Origin of the sequence: Acidovorax sp. NB1 (genome assembly GCF_005405905.1) — a bacterium.
Lineage (GTDB): Bacteria > Pseudomonadota > Gammaproteobacteria > Burkholderiales > Burkholderiaceae_C > Acidovorax.
This window is the reverse complement of record NZ_BJHU01000059.1, coordinates 37063-56349: the sequence shown is the minus strand read 5'-3', so window position 1 is coordinate 56349 and position 19287 is coordinate 37063. Positions and strand designations below refer to the sequence as shown.

The 19287-nt window shown below is 66.7% G+C and carries 19 protein-coding genes; 9 read left to right on the top strand and 10 right to left on the bottom strand.

The annotated features are described in order from the left end of the window. The first annotated feature begins 15 nt into the window (after positions 1-15). From AvAM_RS24940 to AvAM_RS24930, 3 genes are all read left to right on the top strand, one after another. Positions 16-969, top strand: a complete 954-nt coding sequence (locus tag AvAM_RS24940; protein WP_137749599.1) for a nitronate monooxygenase family protein — start codon at positions 16-18, stop codon at positions 967-969. A 252-nt stretch (positions 970-1221) separates the two neighbouring features. After that, positions 1222-2355, top strand: a complete 1134-nt coding sequence (locus AvAM_RS24935) for an ABC transporter substrate-binding protein (protein ID WP_137749598.1) — start codon at positions 1222-1224, stop codon at positions 2353-2355. Positions 2356-2536: 181 nt separating this feature from the next. Further along, positions 2537-3655, top strand: coding sequence for an acyltransferase (locus tag AvAM_RS24930; RefSeq protein WP_137749597.1), 1119 nt, complete (start codon positions 2537-2539; stop codon positions 3653-3655). Positions 3656-3708: 53 nt separating this feature from the next. Here the strand turns inward: AvAM_RS24930 and AvAM_RS24925 are convergent, their stop codons facing one another. The 4 genes from AvAM_RS24925 to mdlC form a co-directional block, all read right to left on the bottom strand. After that, positions 3709-4101: a hypothetical protein gene (locus AvAM_RS24925; protein ID WP_137749596.1), complete on the bottom strand. Its 393-nt coding sequence runs from the start codon at positions 4099-4101 to the stop codon at positions 3709-3711. Between the two features lie 268 nt (positions 4102-4369). Further along, on the bottom strand, positions 4370-4783 hold the full coding sequence (gene rnk / locus AvAM_RS24915) for a nucleoside diphosphate kinase regulator (protein WP_063462866.1): 414 nt from the start codon (positions 4781-4783) through the stop codon (positions 4370-4372). Positions 4784-4882: 99 nt separating this feature from the next. Then, a complete protein-coding gene (locus AvAM_RS24910) occupies positions 4883-5893 on the bottom strand; it encodes a tripartite tricarboxylate transporter substrate binding protein (protein ID WP_137749595.1) in 1011 nt (336 codons plus the stop codon). A gap of 98 nt (positions 5894-5991) precedes the next feature. After that, positions 5992-7590, bottom strand: coding sequence for a benzoylformate decarboxylase (gene mdlC, locus AvAM_RS24905; RefSeq protein ID WP_137749594.1), 1599 nt, complete (start codon positions 7588-7590; stop codon positions 5992-5994). A gap of 66 nt (positions 7591-7656) precedes the next feature. Here mdlC and AvAM_RS24900 point away from each other — a divergent pair, with 66 nt between their 5' ends. After that, positions 7657-8556, top strand: coding sequence for a LysR family transcriptional regulator (locus AvAM_RS24900; RefSeq protein WP_171012397.1), 900 nt, complete (start codon positions 7657-7659; stop codon positions 8554-8556). A 101-nt stretch (positions 8557-8657) separates the two neighbouring features. Next, a complete protein-coding gene (locus AvAM_RS24895) occupies positions 8658-9836 on the top strand; it encodes a PA0069 family radical SAM protein (protein WP_137749592.1) in 1179 nt (392 codons plus the stop codon). A 153-nt stretch (positions 9837-9989) separates the two neighbouring features. Here AvAM_RS24895 and AvAM_RS24890 read toward each other — a convergent pair whose 3' ends face one another. After that, positions 9990-11045 carry a sodium-dependent bicarbonate transport family permease gene (locus AvAM_RS24890; RefSeq protein ID WP_137749591.1) on the bottom strand — a complete coding sequence of 352 codons (1056 nt, stop codon included), beginning with the start codon at positions 11043-11045 and terminating at the stop codon, positions 9990-9992. A gap of 85 nt (positions 11046-11130) precedes the next feature. Here AvAM_RS24890 and AvAM_RS24885 point away from each other — a divergent pair, with 85 nt between their 5' ends. Beyond that, positions 11131-12030, top strand: a complete 900-nt coding sequence (locus tag AvAM_RS24885; RefSeq protein WP_137749590.1) for a LysR family transcriptional regulator — start codon at positions 11131-11133, stop codon at positions 12028-12030. An 18-nt stretch (positions 12031-12048) separates the two neighbouring features. On the opposite strand, the gene AvAM_RS24880 is transcribed toward AvAM_RS24885, so the two are convergent. Continuing rightward, positions 12049-13017, bottom strand: coding sequence for a LysR family transcriptional regulator (locus AvAM_RS24880; RefSeq protein WP_137749589.1), 969 nt, complete (start codon positions 13015-13017; stop codon positions 12049-12051). A gap of 114 nt (positions 13018-13131) precedes the next feature. On the opposite strand from AvAM_RS24880, the gene AvAM_RS24875 reads away from it, so the two are divergent. Both AvAM_RS24875 and AvAM_RS24870 read left to right on the top strand, forming a co-directional pair. Next, positions 13132-13464: a nuclear transport factor 2 family protein gene (locus tag AvAM_RS24875; protein ID WP_137749588.1), complete on the top strand. Its 333-nt coding sequence runs from the start codon at positions 13132-13134 to the stop codon at positions 13462-13464. Next, positions 13461-14243: an SDR family oxidoreductase gene (locus AvAM_RS24870; protein WP_137749587.1), complete on the top strand. Its 783-nt coding sequence runs from the start codon at positions 13461-13463 to the stop codon at positions 14241-14243. Before AvAM_RS24875 ends, AvAM_RS24870 begins: the two co-directional genes overlap by 4 nt. A gap of 77 nt (positions 14244-14320) precedes the next feature. Here AvAM_RS24870 and AvAM_RS24865 read toward each other — a convergent pair whose 3' ends face one another. From AvAM_RS24865 to AvAM_RS24855, 3 genes are all read right to left on the bottom strand, one after another. Further along, positions 14321-14833 (bottom strand): hypothetical protein, encoded by a 513-nt coding sequence (locus AvAM_RS24865; RefSeq protein ID WP_137749586.1) that lies wholly within the window; start codon positions 14831-14833, stop codon positions 14321-14323. A 207-nt stretch (positions 14834-15040) separates the two neighbouring features. Next, entirely contained in the window at positions 15041-15328 is a 288-nt protein-coding gene (locus tag AvAM_RS24860; protein ID WP_137749585.1) for a GNAT family N-acetyltransferase, read from the bottom strand. Positions 15329-15428: 100 nt separating this feature from the next. Further along, entirely contained in the window at positions 15429-16298 is an 870-nt protein-coding gene (locus AvAM_RS24855; RefSeq protein WP_137749584.1) for a LysR family transcriptional regulator, read from the bottom strand. A 137-nt stretch (positions 16299-16435) separates the two neighbouring features. Here AvAM_RS24855 and AvAM_RS24850 point away from each other — a divergent pair, with 137 nt between their 5' ends. Continuing rightward, positions 16436-17485 carry an NAD(P)H-quinone oxidoreductase gene (locus tag AvAM_RS24850; RefSeq protein ID WP_137749583.1) on the top strand — a complete coding sequence of 350 codons (1050 nt, stop codon included), beginning with the start codon at positions 16436-16438 and terminating at the stop codon, positions 17483-17485. Between the two features lie 49 nt (positions 17486-17534). On the opposite strand, the gene AvAM_RS24845 is transcribed toward AvAM_RS24850, so the two are convergent. After that, positions 17535-19268, bottom strand: a complete 1734-nt coding sequence (locus tag AvAM_RS24845; protein ID WP_137749582.1) for a phosphoethanolamine transferase — start codon at positions 19266-19268, stop codon at positions 17535-17537. Between the last annotated feature and the right edge of the window lie 19 nt (positions 19269-19287).

Sequence of the window (19287 nt, the reverse complement as noted above, 5' to 3'; positions counted from 1 at the left end):
CTGGAAGTTGTTGCCATGTCCAAACTGCCTCCCGTGCTGCACAACCTGTCGCTGCCCGTCATCGGCTCGCCGCTGTTCATCATCAGCAACCCCAAGCTCGTGATCGAGCAGTGCAAGGCCGGTGTGGTGGGCTCGATGCCCGCGCTCAACGCCCGCCCTGCCGAGCTGCTCGACGAATGGCTGGCCGAGATCACCGAGACCCTGGCGGCCTACAACAAGGCCAACCCCGACAAGCCCGCCGCGCCGTTTGCCATCAACCAAATCGTGCACAAGAGCAACGACCGGCTGGAGCACGACATGCAGGTCTGCGCCAAGTACAAGGTGCCGATCATCATCACGTCGTTGGGTGCGCGCGAAGATGTGAATCAGGCCGTGCACGCCTGGGGCGGCGTGGTGCTGCACGACATCATCAACAACAAGTTCGCGCGCAAGGCGATTGAAAAAGGCGCCGACGGCCTGATCGCCGTGGCCGCAGGTGCGGGCGGCCATGCGGGCGTGAAGAGCCCGTTCGCGCTGATCCAGGAAATCCGCCAGTGGTTTGACGGCCCCGTGGCCCTGAGCGGCTCCATCGCCAGCGGCGACGCCGTGCTGGCGGCGCAGGCCATGGGCGCAGACTTCGGCTACATCGGCTCGGCCTTCATCGCCACGCACGAAGCGCGCGCCAGCGATGCGTACAAGCAGGCCATCGTTGAAGGCAGCTCGGACGACATCGTTTACAGCAACCTGTTCACCGGCGTGCACGGCAACTACCTGGCCCCATCGATCCGTGCGGCGGGCATGGATCCGGACAACCTGCCCGAGTCCGACCCGAGCAAGATGAACTTTGGCGGCGACGCCAAGAAGGCCTGGAAGGACATCTGGGGCTGCGGCCAGGGCATCGGCGCCATCAATGCAGTGACCAGCACGGCCGAGATGGTGGCCAAGCTGCGCCGTGAGTACGAAGCAGCGCGCGCGCGCCTCAAGCTGTGATGCTGCGCTGATTCCTTGTTTTCCAGCCACCACCCATGCCAGTTGCATGGCGCGACGGCGGCCCGAAAGACATCCGCTTCGCCCACCAGGCGCCTGACGCGCACGGTGGGCGAAACCGTTTCTGGCTCCCTCACGCAAGGGCAAACCCCCATAAGCCAGCCTGGGTGGCTGCAGATAATGGTGATGAAAAATAACCAAAGCAAGCCTGCTTTGGTGACGGGTTCAGCACATTCTTTGCAAGGTGGGTGCGCAATGGTTCGTTCTTTTGTGGTGCTGGTGGCGGCGTTGTGCGCTGCGGGGTGGGCCCATGCCCGCAACGAGGGTGTGACGGCCGATGAGATCCGCCTGGGCGCGTCGGCGGTGCTGTCGGGGCCGCTGGGCCCGCAGACGGCGCAGTACGGCGAGGGCTCGCGGCTCATGTTCGACGCTGTGAACGCGCAGGGCGGCGTGCACGGCCGCATGATCCGCTACACCACGCTGGACGATGGTTTTGACCCGCAAAAAGCCGTGGAGAACACCCGGCAGCTGCTGGAGGCCGACAAGGTCTTCATGGTCTACAACAGCACGGGCACGGCGCAGACGGCTGCCATCCTGCCGCTGATCAAGGAGCATCGCACGCTGCTCTTCGGGCCGGTCACGGGCGCCTCGGTGTTCCGCGAGACCTTCAATCCCCACGTATTCCATGTGCGCGCAGGCTATGCCAGCGAGGCGAGCAGGATCGTCTCGCAGATGCAGCAGCAGGGCATCAGCCGGGTGGCAGTTTTTTATCAGGAGGACGGCCTAGGCAAGACCCTGGCGGCCGAGCTGAAGAAAGCGTCGGACGACGAAAAGCTGCCCTTTGTGGCCGAGATCAAGGTAGACCCCAAGCAGCCTGACTTTGCGGCCGCAGCAGCTGCCACCGAAAAGGCGCAGCCGCAGGCCGTGATCGTGGCCACAGCGGGCACCACCTTTACCCACTACATCAAGGCCGTGCAGGCCACGGCCGCGCGGCCTGCCTACTATGGGTTCTCGGTCGCCAGCCTCGATGTGATCAACCGCGAACTCAAGGACAAGGCGCGCGGCATCATCCTCGCGCAGATCATGCCGTCCCTGCGCAACGCCACCATCCCGGTGGTGGCCGAGTACCTGAACCTGCTGCGCGCCAAGTCGCCCAATGCGCAGCCTTCTGCGTCGCAGTTCGAAGGTTTTGTGCACGCGCGGCTGCTGGTGGAGGGCCTGCGGCGCACCGGGCGCAACCTGACCACCGAATCGTTCACCAAGACCATGGAAGACGCGGGCGAAATTTCTTTTGGCCGTTTCAGCGTGAAGTATTCGCCCAAGAGCCACAACGGCTCCACCTATGTGGAGCTGGCGATCGTGGATGCGGAAGGCAGCCTGCGGTACTGAGCCCGGAAGGGGCGTGGCCGTGTGAGGCACAAGCGGGTGTCGCCACCGGCGCAGGGCGGCCACCCCCAAACCCTGCCGACAGGAGACAATAGAGGTTTTTGCCCGCTGGTGCGGCCCCCGGGGCACAGGCTTGGCCCAGGCTCTGCCCCCACACCAGCGCATCTACCGACCCCGCGCAGCCATGTCGTCTTCTCCATCCCGCACGCCCCTGATCGACATGGTCAAGGGCATGGCGTGCATCACCATCGTCTGGCACCACCTGGCCTTTTATGGCCCGATGTCCGACATCGCCCAGCCCCTGGCCCCGGCGCTGATGCCCTGGCTGTATGACTACGGGCGCATGGCGGTGCAGGTGTTTCTGGTGCTGGGTGGCTACCTGGCCGCTGCCAGTCTGGCGCCCCAGGGCGTGGCACGGTTCGACCATGCGGGCCATGTGGTGGCCAAGCGATTCGTGCGGCTGGTGGTGCCCTACGCGGTGGCGCTGCTGCTGACGGTGGTGGTGGCCGCCCTGGTGCGGCCCTGGATGCAACACCCTTCGGTGCCTGATGAACCCACCCTGTCGCAATTGCTGGCCAACGCCCTGCTGCTGCAGGACATCGTGGGTGAAGGCGCCCTGTCGGCCGGGGTCTGGTACGTGGCCATCGACTTCCAGCTGTTTGCATTGAGCGTGCTGGTCTGGGCGGGCGTTCGGGCCTTGCCAGGCGCGTGGGCCCGGCGGCACAGGGTGGTGCTGGCCCGGGTGACCATCGTGGCTGGTGTGGCCGCGTCGCTGTGGGTGTTCAACCGCATGGCCGGGCTCGATATGTGGGCGATTTATTTCTTGGGTGCTTATGGCCTGGGCATGCTGGCCTTCTGGGCTGTGCGCTCGGCCGACCCGGCGGGGTGGCTGAGTGCCATCGTGCTGCTGGGCGGGGTGGCCCTGGCGCTGGACTTCCGGGGCCGCATCCTGGTGGCGCTGGTCACGGCACTGTGCCTGGTGGCGGCGCTGCGGTCCGAGCGTGTGCGTGCCTGGGGCGGTTTTGACCCCCTGGTGCGGGTGGGGCAGATGTCCTACTCGGTCTTCCTTGTGCACTTTGCCGTGTGTTTGCTGGTCAACGGCGTGGTCAGCCACCTGTGGCCTGCGTCGCCGCTGCCCAATGCGCTGGGCATGCTGCTGGCGTTTGGGTTGTCCCTCGCCGCCGGGCGCCTGCTGTACCTGCGGGTGGAGCAGCATGTGCCCACCTGGTCCACCGCCCTGCGCTGGCAAGCGGGGCTGGTGGGGGCGGGCATGCTGGTGGCCGTGTCCAGCAACTGGGGCTGACCCCTCGCTGCATTACCACCGTCGCTGGAGCGGGGCACGGGCGGTGGAGCGGTTCAAGGGCGCTGCAGCTTGCGCTCGCGCCGCTTGCGCTGCCGGTCCAGAAACCAGGCCATGAAGGGCAGGATCAGCATCGAGCCCGGAATCACCCAGATGAACAGGTAGGGGCTGACGGACGATGCGGACCGCATCACATCGCGCAGGTGGGTGCGCTCATCGGCCGTCCAGTTGCCCTGGCGGCGCTGCTGCACGAGCCATACCACCGATCCCTTCATGGTCGCCATCTCGCGCTTGAGGCGGCTTTTTTCGCGGCTGTTGCCCGCGAGGAACGAGCAGAACCACTCGGGGGCCCGCTCCATGCGGCTTTGGAAGGCGATGGTGGAGTCCGGGTCGAACTGGTCGATGGACGGTGGCAGGTCTTGCGCGTGCGGCGGGGGCGGTGTGGTCATGGCGGCTGCCATTGTCGCGGCTCATGGCGCTTTGCACCACCCCGATCCATGGCCCCCACGCCATCCAGACGGGGTCAATAGGAACAGACGGCGCTCAGCGCTCCAGGAGGCTCCTGCTACCCCATAACCTCAGAAACTGACGCGCCCAAAGGCCAGGGCAGCCAAGCAAGGGCCGCCCCGCAGCGAGGGCTGCGTCCCCCTGCCCGCAGCGCGCAGCGCTGCGAGAGCGGGGGGAAGCGGCGCAGCCGCTCAGGGGGGTGTTCCGAATTCAGCGGTGCAGCTCGCCCGCGCTTTCAGGCTGGTACAGGATGTCCTTCACCCGCACCGTCATCGACTTGCCACCCGGCCCGGGCCAGGCCAGTTCGTCGCCCACCGCCAGGCCCAGCAGGGCGCTGCCCACGGGCGCAAAGATCGAGATGCGGTCGGCGGTGCCATCGGCGTCGCGGGGGTAGACCAGCGTGAGGCAGAACTCCTTGCCCGTCTCCAGGATGGAGAACTGCACGGTGGAGTTCATGGTCACCACGTTGGGTGGAATCTCTTCGGGCGGCACCACGTCCGCCCGGTCGAGCTCTGCCTGCAGATCCGCCTTGCCAGGAAAGACGCTGGCCGGGATCGCGGCCAGCAGGGCTTCGATGCGGTCAACGTCGAGTGACGACAGGATGATCTGGGGCTTGCGCGCCATGGCAGTACCTCTGGGATGGTTGTGACAAAGCGCGGGACTGTAGACCATCGCGAATCTCGCACTGCCGTGCGCGGGCATTCACAGCGCCCCGCGCCGCCCTTAATCCCCCGTGATGTTGCGCGCCTTGATCAGCGCACCAAACCGCGTGCTGTCGATAGAGGCGCGCGCATGGAAGTCGGCCGGTGACATCGGCGCGGGCACGCCGCCCAGCGCTGTGATGCGTTCCTTCACGGCCGGGGTGGCCAGCACCTTGTTGATCTCGCGGTTCAGGCGCGCCACCACCTCGGGCGGCGTGCCGGCAGGAGCGTAAAAGCCAAACCACGTGTCGGCATCGAACCCCTTGAGGCCCACCTCGTCGAGAGTGGGCACATCGGGGAACAGGGGCGAGCGCTTGGCGCTGCCCACGGCCAGCAGGCGCAGCTTGCCCGCCTTCACGTGCTGCAGGCCGATGCCGGGATCGAACATGAAGTCCACCTGCCCGCCCAGCAGGTCCTGCATGGCGGGGGCCGCGCCCCGGTAGGGCACGTGCACGGCGAACACATGGGCCTGGGCCTTGAGCATCTCGGCCGCCAGGTGCGGCGAGCTGCCGTTGCCTGGCGTGCCAAAACTCAGCTTGCCGGGATGGGCCTTGAGGTACTGCATGAACTCCTGGATGGTGTTGACCGGCAGCGTGGGCCGGACCTCCAGGAACACCAGCACACGCGCAGCCGCAGCCACAGGCACCAGGTCCTTGGCGGGGTCGAACGGCATCTTGGGATACAGGTGCGGGTTGACCGACACCATGCCGCCCGAGCTCATGAGCAGCGTGTAGCCATCGGCGGGCGACTTGGCCACTGCCTCGCCGCCGATGTTGCCGCCTGCGCCACCCCGGTTCTCGACCACCACGGGCTGGCCCAGCGCCGTCTGCAGCGGCACTGTCACGGCCCGCGCGATCTGGTCGGCCGCGCCGCCCGCGGGGAAGTTCACGATCACCTTGATGGGCTTGCCGGGCCAGGCTTCGGTCTGGGCCTGCGCGGGTTGCAAGTGCAGCAACAGGCCGAAGGCCGCGCCCGCCAGGGCCAGCGCGCCCAGGAGGCGGCGTTGGGTGCGAAGGGGATAGGAAGAATGCATGTGTGTCTCCGTTAGGGCCCGGGTGTGCCGGGTCTTGTGCAATGAATCAAAAAAGCAGGCGGGCGACAGGTGCCGCGCCAGTGTGCAGGCTCCGCCTCTCAGGCCACATCCACCTCCACCAGCAAGGCGCGCGGATGCGCCAGCGCGTTGCGCAGCACCGGCGCCAACTGGCGGGCATCGCTCACGCGCACAGCCTCGCAGCCCTGGCCGCGCGCAAGGGCCAGAAAGTCGAGATCGGGCAGGTCGGTGCCTTCCAGCTTGTCGCCTTCATGAAAACCGAAGGTGGGCGCGAACTCCTGCAGGGCTGCGTAGCGGCGGTTCTTGAGGATGATGAAGGTGATGGGCAGTTGCAGCTGCGCTGCACTCCACAGCGCCTGGATGGAGTACATCGCCGAGCCGTCGCCAATCAGCCCGATGACCTTGCGGTCGGGCTTGGCCAGCGCCACGCCCACCGCAGCAGGCAGGCCGTAGCCCAGGCCGCCGCTGCACATGGTGTAGAAGGTCTCGCTCTGCAGAATGGGCAGATAGGCATGCATGGCCGCGCGCGAGCTGGGCGCCTCTTCCACCACGATGGAGGCCGCATCGCGCACCTCGGCCAAGGTCTGCATCACATAGGGCACGCTCATCAGGGCGCCGGGCTCTGAGGGTTCGACGCGAGACCGCGCGGCACGGGGTGGGGGCAGGGCGCGCGCCGCAGGCGCGTGGCGTGCCAGCAGGTCCTGCACGCCCAGGCGCACGCTGCCCACGGCCGAGGTGCCCTCGGGCGTCCAGGCTGCTGTGCCCGGGTCGTCGATCAGCTGCGCCAGCTGCGCGCCCGGCGGCACGTGGGGGCCAAAGCCTTCCACGTGGTACGTGAAGGCGGCGGCGCCCAGCGCAAACACCAGGTCGTGCCCGCCGAGCAGCGCCACGATCTTCTCGCGCATGGCGGGCAGCACGCCTGCAAACAAGCGGTGGTCCTGTGGAAAGCCACAGCGGCCGGACATGGGTGCAATCCACACGGCGGCGTTGTGCCGCTCGGCCAGGGCCAGCACATCGTCCCAGGCGCGGTCGCGGTCCACCGCGGCGCCCACCACGAAGGCGGGGCGCTGCGCGGCATCCAGCGCATCGCCAATGGCCTGAAGCACGCGGGGCTCGGGCCGCGACTCGGTGCTCACGGTGCGGGCCTGCACGGGCTCGCAGGGCTTGTCCCAGTCGTCGGCGGGGATAGAGACCAGCACCGGCCCACGCGGCTGTTGCATGGCGATGTAGTAGGCGCGCGCGATGGCCAGGGGCACGTCTTCGGCGCGGGCGGGCTCGATGCTCCATTTCACATAAGGCTTGGGCAGCTCGGTGGCCTGGCCCGAGAAAAGGAACGGGTCGAACGGCAGGATGGACCGCGCCTGCTGCCCGGCGGTGATGACCATGGGCGTGCGGTTTTTGTGCGCCGTGAAGATGTTGCCCATGGCATGGCCCACGCCTGCAGCCGAGTGCAGGTTCACAAAGGCCGCGTTATGCGTGGCCTGGGCATAGCCATCGGCCATGCCCACCACCACCGATTCCTGCAGGCCGAGGATGTAGCGGAAGTCCGGGGGGAAGTCGAGGAACAGCGGCAGCTCGGTGGAGCCGGGGTTGCCGAAGATGGTGTCTATGTGAAAGCCGCGCAGCAGGTCGAGCACGGCCTCGCGCACGGTGGGCAGATGGGGGTCTTGTGAAGGCATTGCGCCATCTTCGGGGCACGCCAGTCATCCATCAATACAATGAAATGACTAAGCGGTATTCATCCAATGCATATCAAGGACATTGACCTCAACCTGCTGCGCCTGTTTGATGCCGTCTACCGCACGCGCAGCGTGAGCCGCGCCGCTGACCTGCTGGACCTGACGCAGCCTGCCGCCAGCCAGGCACTCACGCGCCTGCGCCTGCTCATCAAAGACCCGCTGTTTGTGCGCGCAGGCGGCGGCGTGCAGCCCACGCCCAAGGCCGACCGGCTGGCCAACGCCGTGCGCAGCGCCCTGGGCCTGCTGGAAGAGGCACTCAACGAATCCGCCCAGTTCGAGCCGCTGCAGTCGCACAAGGTCTTTCGCATCCACATGAGCGACATTGGCGAGGGCCGTTTTCTGCCCGACCTGATGGTGGCGCTGCAGCACCAGGCGCCCGGCGTGCGGCTGGAGACGCTGCCCGTGCCGCGCCACGAGATCCCACAGCGGCTGGACAGCGGCGCCATCGACTTCGCTTTCGGCTTTTTGCCCACGGTGAAGGACACGCAGCGCGTGCAGCTCCTCCACGACCGCTACGTGGTGCTGCTGCGCGCAGGCCACCCCTTTGCCGCCACCCGGCGCAGCGGCCCGGTGCTGCTGGGTGCCCTGCGGCAACTGGAGTTTGTGGCCGTGCGCGCCCACTCCGACACCTTGCGCATCCTGGAGATGCAGCAGCTGCAGGACCGCATCCGCCTGACCACCGAACACTTCATGGTGCTGCCCGCCATCGTGCGCGCCACAGACCTGGCCGTGGTCATGCCCCGCAACATTGCGCGCACCTTTGCCGCCGATGGCGGCTACACCCTGATCGAGCCCGCGCTGCCGCTGCGCGACTTCACTGTGTCGCTGCACTGGAGCCGCCGGTTTGAAAGCGACCCCGGCAACCAGTGGATGCGCGGCCTGATCGAGCAGTTGTTCAAGGAGTGAAATGACCCGCTGGCTTGCGTGCGCTGGGTGCGCTGGGTGCGCTGAGCGCGGGCTGAGCAAACGATGCGCGCGTCGTCAAAAAACTGTATATTTATACAGTTATGCCGCGCACCTTCACGGACTCCTCCGACATCCCCGCGCCGCCCGAAGAGGTCCGCATTCCCTTGCAGGCCATTCGCGGCCGGGGTGCGGCCACGGCCATGGCGCACCGGTTTGCGCGCGACACGCGTGAGGTGGCCGACGACGGCTGGGGCCCACCGCCTGGAGACGATGATGGGGCAGGCTATGCCCCAGCCAACCCCGCCGCGACCCATGCTGCCACCCGCGTGCACCTCGAAACCGCGCGCAGCGCCATCTGCGCCAACGATTCACCCGACATCTTTTTCGAACTCTCGGTCAACCCCTACCGGGGTTGCGAGCACGGCTGCATCTACTGCTACGCCCGGCCCACGCACAGCTACCTCAACTTCTCGCCCGGGCTGGACTTTGAAACGCAGATCGTCGCCAAACACAACATCGCCAGCGTGTTGCGGGCCGAACTGGCCCAGCCGCGCTATGTGCCGCGCCTCTTGAACATCGGCTCCGCCACCGACTGCTACCAGCCCGTGGAGCGCGAGCTCAAGCTCACCCGCAGCGTGATCGAGGTGATGCGCGACGCGCGCCACCCGTTTTCGCTCATCACCAAGTCCGGCGGCGTAGAGCGTGACCTGGACCTGCTCGCCCCGCTGGCCGCGCAGCGCCTGGCTGCTGTGTACGTCACCATCACCACGCTCGATGCCGCGCTGGCCCGCCGCATGGAACCCCGCGCCGCCGCGCCCCACCGGCGCCTGCGCACCATCCGCGCGCTGGCCGAGGCGGGTGTGCCCGTGGGCGTGAGCGTGGCGCCGCAGATCCCCTTCATCACCGAAGACATGGAGCAGGTGCTGGAGGCCGCACGCGACGCGGGTGCGCGCAGTGCCTTCTACACCGTGCTGCGTCTGCCGTGGGAGCTGGACGCGCTATTCCGCGAATGGCTGCAGGTGCACTACCCCCAGCGCGCCGCGCGCGTGATGGCCCGGGTGCAAGACCTGCACCACCTCAGCGACGCCGAGCGCCGCGCAGGCAAAACCTACAACAGCGACTTCGCCACCCGCATGAAAGGCACCGGCCTGTGGGCCGACCTGGTTCGCCAGCGTTTTGCCACCACCTGCCGCAGGCTGGGCCTGAACCGCGAACGGGTGGAGCTGGACCTGGGCCAATTCCGCCCCGGTCTGCTGCAAGGGCAAAGCAGCCTGTTCTGATCCGGTTGTATGGTGTTGAGGGGCAAAAATATCAATAAAAATGGCCGCTTCCGCGCGTCCAGTATGCCTTTTTAGCTATTCAAATAGTAGCAATGGTGCAAGGCGCTGCAAGCGCATGCCGGGGGCGGCACGCGGCCTGCGTGCTGCGCGCCCTCACACCGCCCACAGGCTTTGCACCACCTGCGTGTACAGCGGAATGCCCAGCACGATGTTGAGCGGAAACGTCAGCCCCAGCGACAGGCTCACATACAGCGACGGGTCGGCCTCGGGGATGGCATAGCGCACCACGGCGGGCACGGCGATGTACGAGGCACTGGCCGCCAGCACCATCAGCAGCACCGCATCGCCAGCAGGCACTGCCGCCAGCCAGGCCAGCCCCAGCGCCAGCGCGGCGTGGGTGATGGGGCCCAGCACCGCATAGGCCAGCAGCCAGGGCGACTGCTGGCGCACCGCAGGCAGGTTGCGTGCTGTCGAGAGGCCCATGTCCAGCAAGAACAGGCACAACATGCCCTTGAAGAGGTCGCCCGAAAAAGGCTGCATGGCCGCCTTGCCCGCATCGCCCGTCAGCAGGCCGATCAGCATCGCGCCCAGCAGCAGCAACTGCGTGCCATCGGTGAACGACTCGTGCAGGATCTTGCCCACCGACAGGTGCGGGCCGCCCTTGCCACTCACAGGGCTCAGCCCATGCCCACCCAGGGTGGCGGCGCCTGCGCTGGTCATCCCCACCACGGGCGGGGTGCTGGTGGCGGCCAGGGCTTGCTGCTTTTGCCGCAGCGCATTGGCCAGCAGCACCGCCAGGATGATGGCGGGCGACTCCATCAGCGCCATCGCCGCCGCCATGTGGCCGCCGTAGGCGATGTGTTGCGACTCCAGATACTGCGTGGCCGTCACGAACGTCACCGCGCTCACCGATCCATAGGTGGCTGCCACCGCCGCCGCATTGAAACCCGACAGCACCCGTCGCAGCAGCGCATAGCCCACCAGCGGCACCACGATGGCCAGCAGCACCGCCAGCCCCAGGCTGGTGGCCACGCTGGGCGTGAAGCCCGACGCCGCCAGCGCAAACCCGCCCTTGAGGCCCAGCGCCATCAACAGGTAAATCGACAAAAACTTCGATATCGCCGCAGGCATCTCCAGGTTGGAACGGACCAGGCCCGCAAACACCCCCAGGGCAAAAAACAAGATCGCAGGGTCCAACAGGCTTTGCATCATTTACTCCTTTTGCGGCGATGGTAGGCAGCGCAGGGTGCAAAGTAAAATCGATTCGAATGTGGCTATCTATAGATAAAACTCTATGAACATCACCTTCCGCCAGCTGCGGCTTTTTCTGGCGCTGGCCGAAACCGGCAGCGTCAGCGCCGCCGCCCGCGTCATGCACGTCACCCAGCCCACTGCCTCCATGCAGCTGCGCGAGGTGACCCAGGCCGTGGGCCTGCCGCTGTACGAAGTCATCTCGCGCCGCGTGCACCTCACCGAGGCGGGGCATGCACTGGCCCGCACCGCGCGCGCCATTGCGGGCGAATGGGATGCCTTTGAGCAGCGCGTGTCGGGCGCCAAGGGACTCACCAGCGGGCGCCTCAAGGTGGCTGTGGTCAGCACCGCCAAGTACTTTGTGCCGCGCCTGCTGGGCAGCTTTTGCAAGCTGCACCCGCAGATCGACATCTCGCTGGAGGTGCTCAACCGCGACCACGTCATCAGCCGGCTGCGCAGCAACCTGGACGACCTCTACGTCATGTCCATGCCGCCCGCCGATTTGCCGCTGGAGGACCACATCCTCATGCCCAACCCGCTGGTCGTCATCGCCGCCGCAGGCCACCCACTCGCCCCCAAAAAGCGCGTCAAGCTCACGCAATTGCAGGCCGAGCGTTTCATCCTGCGCGAAAAAGGCTCTGGCACCCGCATGGCCACCGACGCGCACCTGCACCAGCTCGGTTTTGCCCCCGCCGCTGTGCTGGAGCTGGGCAGCAACGAGGCCATCAAGGAATCGGTGGAAGGCCAGCTGGGCGTGTCCATCGTCTCGCGCCACGCGCTGGGCGCGCACCACGAAGGCCTGGCGGTGCTCAACGTGGTGGGTTTCCCCATCCAGTCGCAATGGCACCTGGTGTGGCCCAAGGGCAAGCAGCTGTCACCGATTGCGGAGGTGTTTCGCGGGCATTTGATGGGGGAGGTAGAGAGGTGGATGGAAGGGCGGTGACGGGGCTGCGCGGCTGCATCACCGACGTGGTGCCCTCAGAGCTGCTGCCGCTTTCACCGAAAGGCGTTGCGAGCCAGGCTTGGGTTCTGGCAGATCGCGGTCCAGCAGGCAGTTGATAAAAGCCGTCAATGCCGGTGACGGATGGCGGCGGTTGGAGTAGTACAAAAACAGCCCCGGCTTTGCCACCGTCCAGTCGGCCAGCACCGGCACCAGCCGCCCCTGGCCGATGTGCTCGTCCACATGCTCCCGGTCAAACGCATAGGCGATGCCCAGCCCTTGCAGTGCCGCAGCCACGCCGATGTCTGAGTGGTTGGTTACCAGCGGTCCTTCGGCGGCAATCTCCACCCGCTTGCCTTTTTTCTCAAACTCCCAGCGGTAGGTTCGGCCATCCACCTGCAGCCGCCAGTTGATGCACGCGTGGCCGTGCAGGTCGGCGGGCGCCTTGGGCGTGCCGCGCTGCGCCAGGTAGGCGGGCGAGGCCACGGCAATCATCTTCACGTCCGGCGTCAGGCGCACGGCGATCATGTCTTTTTCCAGCCGCCCGCCCACGCGAATGCCCGCATCAAAGCGGCCCGCCACGATGTCGCTCAGCCCGTCGTCCACCACGATGTCCAGCACCACACCCGGGTGGGCCTGGTGGAACCGCCCAAGCCGTGGCGCAATGACCTGTGTGGCCGCCATGCCCAGCGTGTTGATGCGCAGCGTGCCCCCCATCTGGCCCGCCGCCGCACTGGCCTCGGCCACTGCATCGGCCATGTCCCTGAACAGCGGCGCGATGCGTGCATACAGCTGCGCGCCCGTGGCCGTGGGCGCCACGCTGCGCGTGGTGCGGTTGAGCAGCCGCGCGCCCAGGCGGGCCTCCAGCTGGCGGATCGTCTGGCTCAGCGCCGACGGCGACAGCCCCAAGTGCTCTGCCGCACGCGCAAAGCTTGCACGTTCAACCACGGCGGCAAACGCCTTCAGCTCCGCAAAGTCCGATCCGCGCATTGTGTATTGCTTTCTACATAGCCTATTCAAATTCTAGGCCATTCACTTATTGGTGATGCGGGCGCATCCTGACGGCTCCACCAACAGATTGACCCATCCAAGGAGATCGTCACCATGACCCCTTTGAACCTTCCCGAACCCATTGCCGCCTACTTTGCAGCGGACCGACAAAAGAACGCCGAAGCCGTTGCCCGGTGCTTCACGGCGCACGCCGTCGTCAAGGACGAGGGGCACACCCATTCCGGCACCGACGCCATCAAGGCGTGGAAGGCCGCCGCATCGACGAAGTACACGTACACCACCGAACCCTTTGCGCTGCAGCAGGACGACGGCCACCAGGTCGTCACCAGCCAGGTTGAGGGCAACTTCCCCGGCAGCCCAGTCGATCTGCGCTACCGCTTTCGCTTGGAACGCGGCCTGATTGCGTCGCTGGAGATCACCGTATGAGCTTCGACCTTCAACTGCGCGGCCAGCGCGCACTCGTCACGGGCGGCACCAAAGGCGTGGGCGCTGCAGTGGTGCAGGCTTTGGTGGACGCTGGTGTGCAGGTGATGGCCACCGCGCGCTCCGCCCCAGCGCACCCGATTGGCGGCGTGTTGTACGTGCCCGCCGACGTCTCAACCGCCGAGGGCGCTGCACAGGTCGCGCAGACCGTGTTTGCACACTGGGGCGGGGTGGACATTCTGGTCAACGTGGTGGGCGGCTCCAGCGCGCCCGGCGGGGGCTTTGCAGCGCTGGACGATGCGCAGTGGTTCAACGAACTGAACCAGAACCTCATGCCCGCCGTGCGCCTGGACCGCGCTTTGTTGCCCGCCATGCTGGCCCAGGGCGCGGGCGTCATCGTCCACGTCAGCTCCATCCAGCGCGTGCTGCCGCTGCCCGAGTCCACCACCGCCTACGCTGCGGCCAAGGCGGCCCTGTCCACTTACAGCAAGGCGTTGTCGAAAGAGGTCACGCCACAAGGCGTTCGCGTGCTGAGCGTCTCGCCCGGCTGGGTCGAAACCGAAGCCTCCGTCGCCCTGGCCGAGCGTGTGGCCACGCAGGCGGGCACGGACTACGAAGGCGGCAAGCAGATCATCATGCAGTCGCTGGGCGGCATCCCGCTGGGCCGCCCTGCCAGACCGCAAGAGGTGGCCGACCTGATCACGTTTTTGGTGTCACCGCGTGCGGGCGCGATATCGGGCTCGGAGCATGTGATTGATGGTGGCACGGTACCGACGGTTTAGAGGCACAGCAATGCGGCTTTTCACATGAGCCCTCGTGGAACGCCGCGAACTGACACCCGGTTGAGCTGCGGTCCGTCTTACCGCACTCCTGCCAGGCCCCCGCCGCCGACAGCCCGCGTTATGGGGCAGTTGATGACGATATCGGTGACTTCGAGCGAGACCAGGCCTTTTTCCTCGGCTGCCAATAGCTCCTCCTCCGATGTCAGCTCGGGCCCGGGATGGGGTGCCGTTCTCGTCACCAGGACGAGGCGCCACAGCGGGCTGTAGCTTCGGTCCGTGTTCGCCGCGCCCACGGGACGTGGCGCAGATTGAAAGATGCTGATCTGTTCGCCCTGAGGAAATTTGTACACCCGCTCCAGCACTGAGGGGCGCGCGGCGATGGCGTCGCGCAGGCGAGGGACGTGGTTCACACCGGCGGCCTCTGCCATGGCGCCGTCCGAGATGTCTGTCGTGATGTACTCCACCTGTCGCCCGTCAACCCAGGCACGGTGCAGCGGAAGTACCGTTTCTGTCCGTCCGGCATCAAAACGGGGCCCCGCGCATCCGATGAGCAGAACCACGGATGCAACGGCGATGGTGAGACGAATCAAGTGCGACACTCCTTGTGATGCTGAGCGTTGATCTGAGTAGCAGGTGGCGGCTGACCGACCTGAGTCGGCTCGCGTGACGGATTGGAGTGCTGGCGCATGGTGCTGCCATTTTTGCCCAATCGACCTCTGATACCAAGAAGCAAAAAGCCGCAGCGAGCGGATCCAATCGGTGGGCTGAGGCTGCTGCATCCCCCTCATAGGGCCTGCCTAAACCAGCACATCCCGAACAGCCACGTCCTTGTCAAACTGCGCCTTGGCAAACGGGCACAGCGGGACCACCTTGGTGCTTGTGGCCCTGGCCCATTGGACCAGTGCGTCGAGCAGCGCGCGTCCGACACCCTGGCCACTGAACGATGCATCCACCTCGGTGTGGTCCACGATGACCATCGTGGCGTTGGTGCGGCTATAGGTCATCTCGGCCAGGCGTTGGCCGTTGTGCTCGATGTAGAACGCACCTTTGGCGTCCTGTTCCTGGTGGTGAATGGTGTGTGGCATGGTGGGGCGCAAAGGGGTCTGCGTCAGAGTATGGTGCATCAGGTGCATCAGCGGCGGCCCGGCCTTGCCTGGCGGGGCGTGCTCCATCGGCCTGGGGCGCCTACTGGACTTGGAATGCCTCCGACAGAAACTCTGCCGTGGCGCGCACCCGTGCCGTGCGTTGCAGGTCGGGGTGCATGACTTGCCAGACCTCGTAGTCGGTCGCCCGGCGGCGCTCGGGCCAGATGCGCACCAGGCCTTCGCGCTCCCCCATCCACACCGGCATTTCACCCAGGCCAATGCCCGCCGCCACGCCCTTGCGCACCAGAAGGCTGGAGCGCACGGCCAGCGCGATCCGGGCCTGGCGCGCAGGCAAGCCCGCCATGGTGAGAAACGCTTTGTGCTCCAGGTAGGGCGCGTAGGCCACCAGGTGGTGGCCGCGCAGTTCGTCATCGGGCTCGGGTACGCCAAAACGCTCGACATAGTCCGCGCTGGCGAACAGGCCCACGGGCCACGATGCCACGCGGCGCACCACCAGGTCGGCGGCCTCTGGCCGCACGTTGCGGAATGCGATGTCCACCTGGCGGCGGCTGAGGCTGAGTAACTGGGTAGACACCTCCAGGTCCACTCGGATGTGGGGCCAATTCTGCTGCAGGCGCTCGATGGCGGGCATCAGCAGGTCGATGGCGATGGAGTCAGTGCTGGTAACGCGCACCAGGCCGCCCGGGCTGGTGTCCTGGCCCTCGATGCGGGTGCGCAGGTCCAGGGCCGCGCCTTCCATGCGGCGTGCGGCGGCCAGCGCTGTCTCGCCCGCAGCGGTGAGTAGGTAGCCGTCCTTGGCGCGCAGGAAGAGCTTGGTGCCCAGCTCGGCCTCCAGCGCATTCAGCCGCCGCCCGACGGTGGCCTGGTCCACCCCCAGGCTGCGCGCAGCGGCGCGCAAGGAGGGCGCGCGGGTCAGGGCGAGAAAAATGCGTGTGTCGTCCCAGTTCATGGTCGTATGGAGGTCGTAGACGAAGGCTGAGTGTGATGCAGATTTGCATCGCCGTAGAGCGAAATTGCTGCGTTTAAAGCACCATACGGAGCCCTATCCTTGAAGGCATTCAAGTCAATGCCTGAGGAGCAAACCCTATGTCGATACCTATGACCGCACCGCCCATTACCGAACAGCCCGCAACCACCCCACGCACCATGCAAGCTGTCGTGTTCGATGACTTCGGCGGCCCCGAGGTGCTGGTGGCGCGCGAGATCCCCGTCCCCGCGGTGCGCCCGCACGACCTGCTGGTGCGCAACGCCTCCATCGGCGTCAACCGGGCCGACCTGTTGCATCGCAAGGGGGCCTACGGCCGTGCCTACTTTGGCGATGCCGACACCATGGGGCTGGAGATTGCGGGCACCGTCGTCGCCATGGGGCGCGAGGTGCAGGGCTTTGCCGTGGGCGACCGTGTGATGGGCATCGTGGGCGGCGGGGCGTACGCCGAGCTGTCGCGCATCGACCACCGCATGGCCATGCCGGTGCCTGCGGGCATGGACTTGGTGGCCGCTGGCGCCGTGGCCGAGGTGTTTGTGACGGCGCACGAGGCGATGTTCCACCTGGCGCGCCTGCACGCGGGCGAGTCGGTGCTGATCCATGCCGCAGCGGGCGGCGTGGGGTCAGCCGCCGTGCAACTGGCCCATGCGGCGGGAGCGCGCGTGTTCGCCACGGCCGGGGGCGACAAGCGTGGCGCCGTGCTGGGCTGCGGGGCTGATGTGTTCATCGACTACCGCAGCGAAGACTTTCAGGCGGTGGTGGCGCAGGCCACGCAGGGCCGGGGCGTGGATGTGGTGATCGACTTCATCGGGGCTCCGTACCTGCAGCGCAACGTGCGGTCGCTGGCCGACGGCGGGCGCCTGGTGTCGGTGGGGCTGCTGGGCGGTGCGCAGGGTGCGGAGCTACCCATGGATGTGGTGCTGTATCGCCACCTGCAGATTTTTGGCACCGTGATGAAGTCCCGCCCGCCCGAGGTCAAGCAGGCCATGGTGCAGCGGTTTGCGCGGCAGTGGCTGCCGGCCTTGGCCGCCGGAGTGATCCGGCCGGTGATCGACAGCACGTTTGCACTGGCCGATGCCGCACAGGCCCATCGGCGCATGGAGTCTGGCGCCAGCATCGGCAAGATCCTGTTGCTGCCCGAGGCGCGCTGAGCGGGCAGTGCGTAGCGCCCATCGCCCAGTACCCAGCTTTAGGCCCACCTCAGTCTGCTGCGGCCGGCTTGCGGCACGCGGCAAACATGTCCAGCTCGGTGTTGTACGCCTCGGTCTTCACATCCATCAGGCCCAGCACCGAGTGGAAGTAGTGGTCGTGCGTGATGCGACGCTCGCCCAGGTCTTGCTGCAGGCAGCCCGTGGTGAGGTGGGTGCGGGCTTGCATGGCGGGTGACAGCCAGGTGATCCAGGGCACGTGTTTTTGCACGTCGGGCGCAATGGAGTAGGGCAGGCCGTGCAGGTAGATGTTGTTCTCCCCCAGCGACTCGCCATGGTCTGCTACGTAAATCATAGCTGTCTGGGCATGTTGTTCCTGCGCTCCCAGCCATTGGAGCACTGAATCGAGGAAATGGTCGGTCTCGACGATGCTGTTGTCGTAAGCGTTGACCACCTGCTCGCGCTGGCATTCCTGCAGCGCGGTAGAGGTGCACTCGGGGCCGAACTTCTTGTTCTCGGGGGCGGAGCGCTTGTAGTACGCGGGGCCGTGGCTGCCCATCTGGTGCATGACCACCACGGTGCCGCGCTGGCGTTGCTCTGCGGGCAGGGCGGCAATCTGGGCGTCCAGGTCCTTGAGCATCACGCGGTCCAGGCACTCGCCGCCAGCGCACAGCGCGGGGTCCTTCAGGGTGCTGGTGATGGTCTCGCCAACGCGGTCGCACACGCCCTTGCAGCCTGCCTGGTTGTCCACCCACAGCACGGCCAGGCCGGCGTGGTGCAGCACGTCGATCAGGCTTTCGTAGTTGGCCGAGCGGACCTCGTAGCCTGTGCGGCCCAGGTGCGAATACATGCAGGGTACCGACGCGGCGGTGCTGGTGCCGCAGGACCAGGCATTGCGTGCGCTCACCAGGTCCTTGCGGGCCGACAGGCGGGGCGTGGTGTCGCGCTCATAGCCGTTCAGGCCAAAGTTGCCGCTGCGGCCTGTCTCGCCCAGCACCAGCACCAGCAGAGGAGGCTTGGCCTGGCTGGCGTAGCTCACGCCCAGCTGGGCGTCGCGCCCCAGGGGCAGGATTTTGCTGGTGTCCATGCGCAGGGGCTTGGAGGCGATATTGCCCAGCGCGTACACGCTGTTGAGCGGGTTGATCAGGTAGCGCAGCTTGGTGTGGTTGCGCATGGTCGATGCAAAGTCCTGAAACACCAGCAGCAGGCACACCACGATGACGGCAATGGCGCCCGCCAGCAGCAGCCCGTTGTGCGCCACATGGCGCAGGGCCGTGAGGCGCTGCACGGGGCGGCGGTACAGCCACAGCAACGGCGGCGCAGCCAGGATGAGCACTGTGCCCAGCATGCGCAGGTTGAGCAGGTCGCCAGCTTCCTTCACGTCGGTCTGCATCACATTGACCAGCATGCTGGCGTCGATGGCGATGCCGTAGGCCAGCATGAAGTACGCGCCAAATGCGGCCATCAGCACCAGCACCAGCACGGCGGGTTTGAGCGTCCAGCGCCAGGCCAGCAGGCTCAGCAGCGCCGCATTGCCCGCTGCCACGATGAGCGCAAACGCCAGCGCAAAACCCCAGCCACGCAGGCTGCCCTGGCCGGGCAGTTGGGCCACCTCGCGCCACAGCGGCACGTTGCAGGCCGTGGCCAGCCAGGTGCTGACCAGCACCACCACCCAGGCGGGGTGCAGGGGCACGGGTGGCGCGGGTTGGGTGGCGGTGGGCGGGGCGTGCGGCGCGACGCCTGCAGCCAGGTGGGGGTGCAGCAGGCGCTGCAGGATCAGAGGCATGGGGTGCACTGTGGCGCCC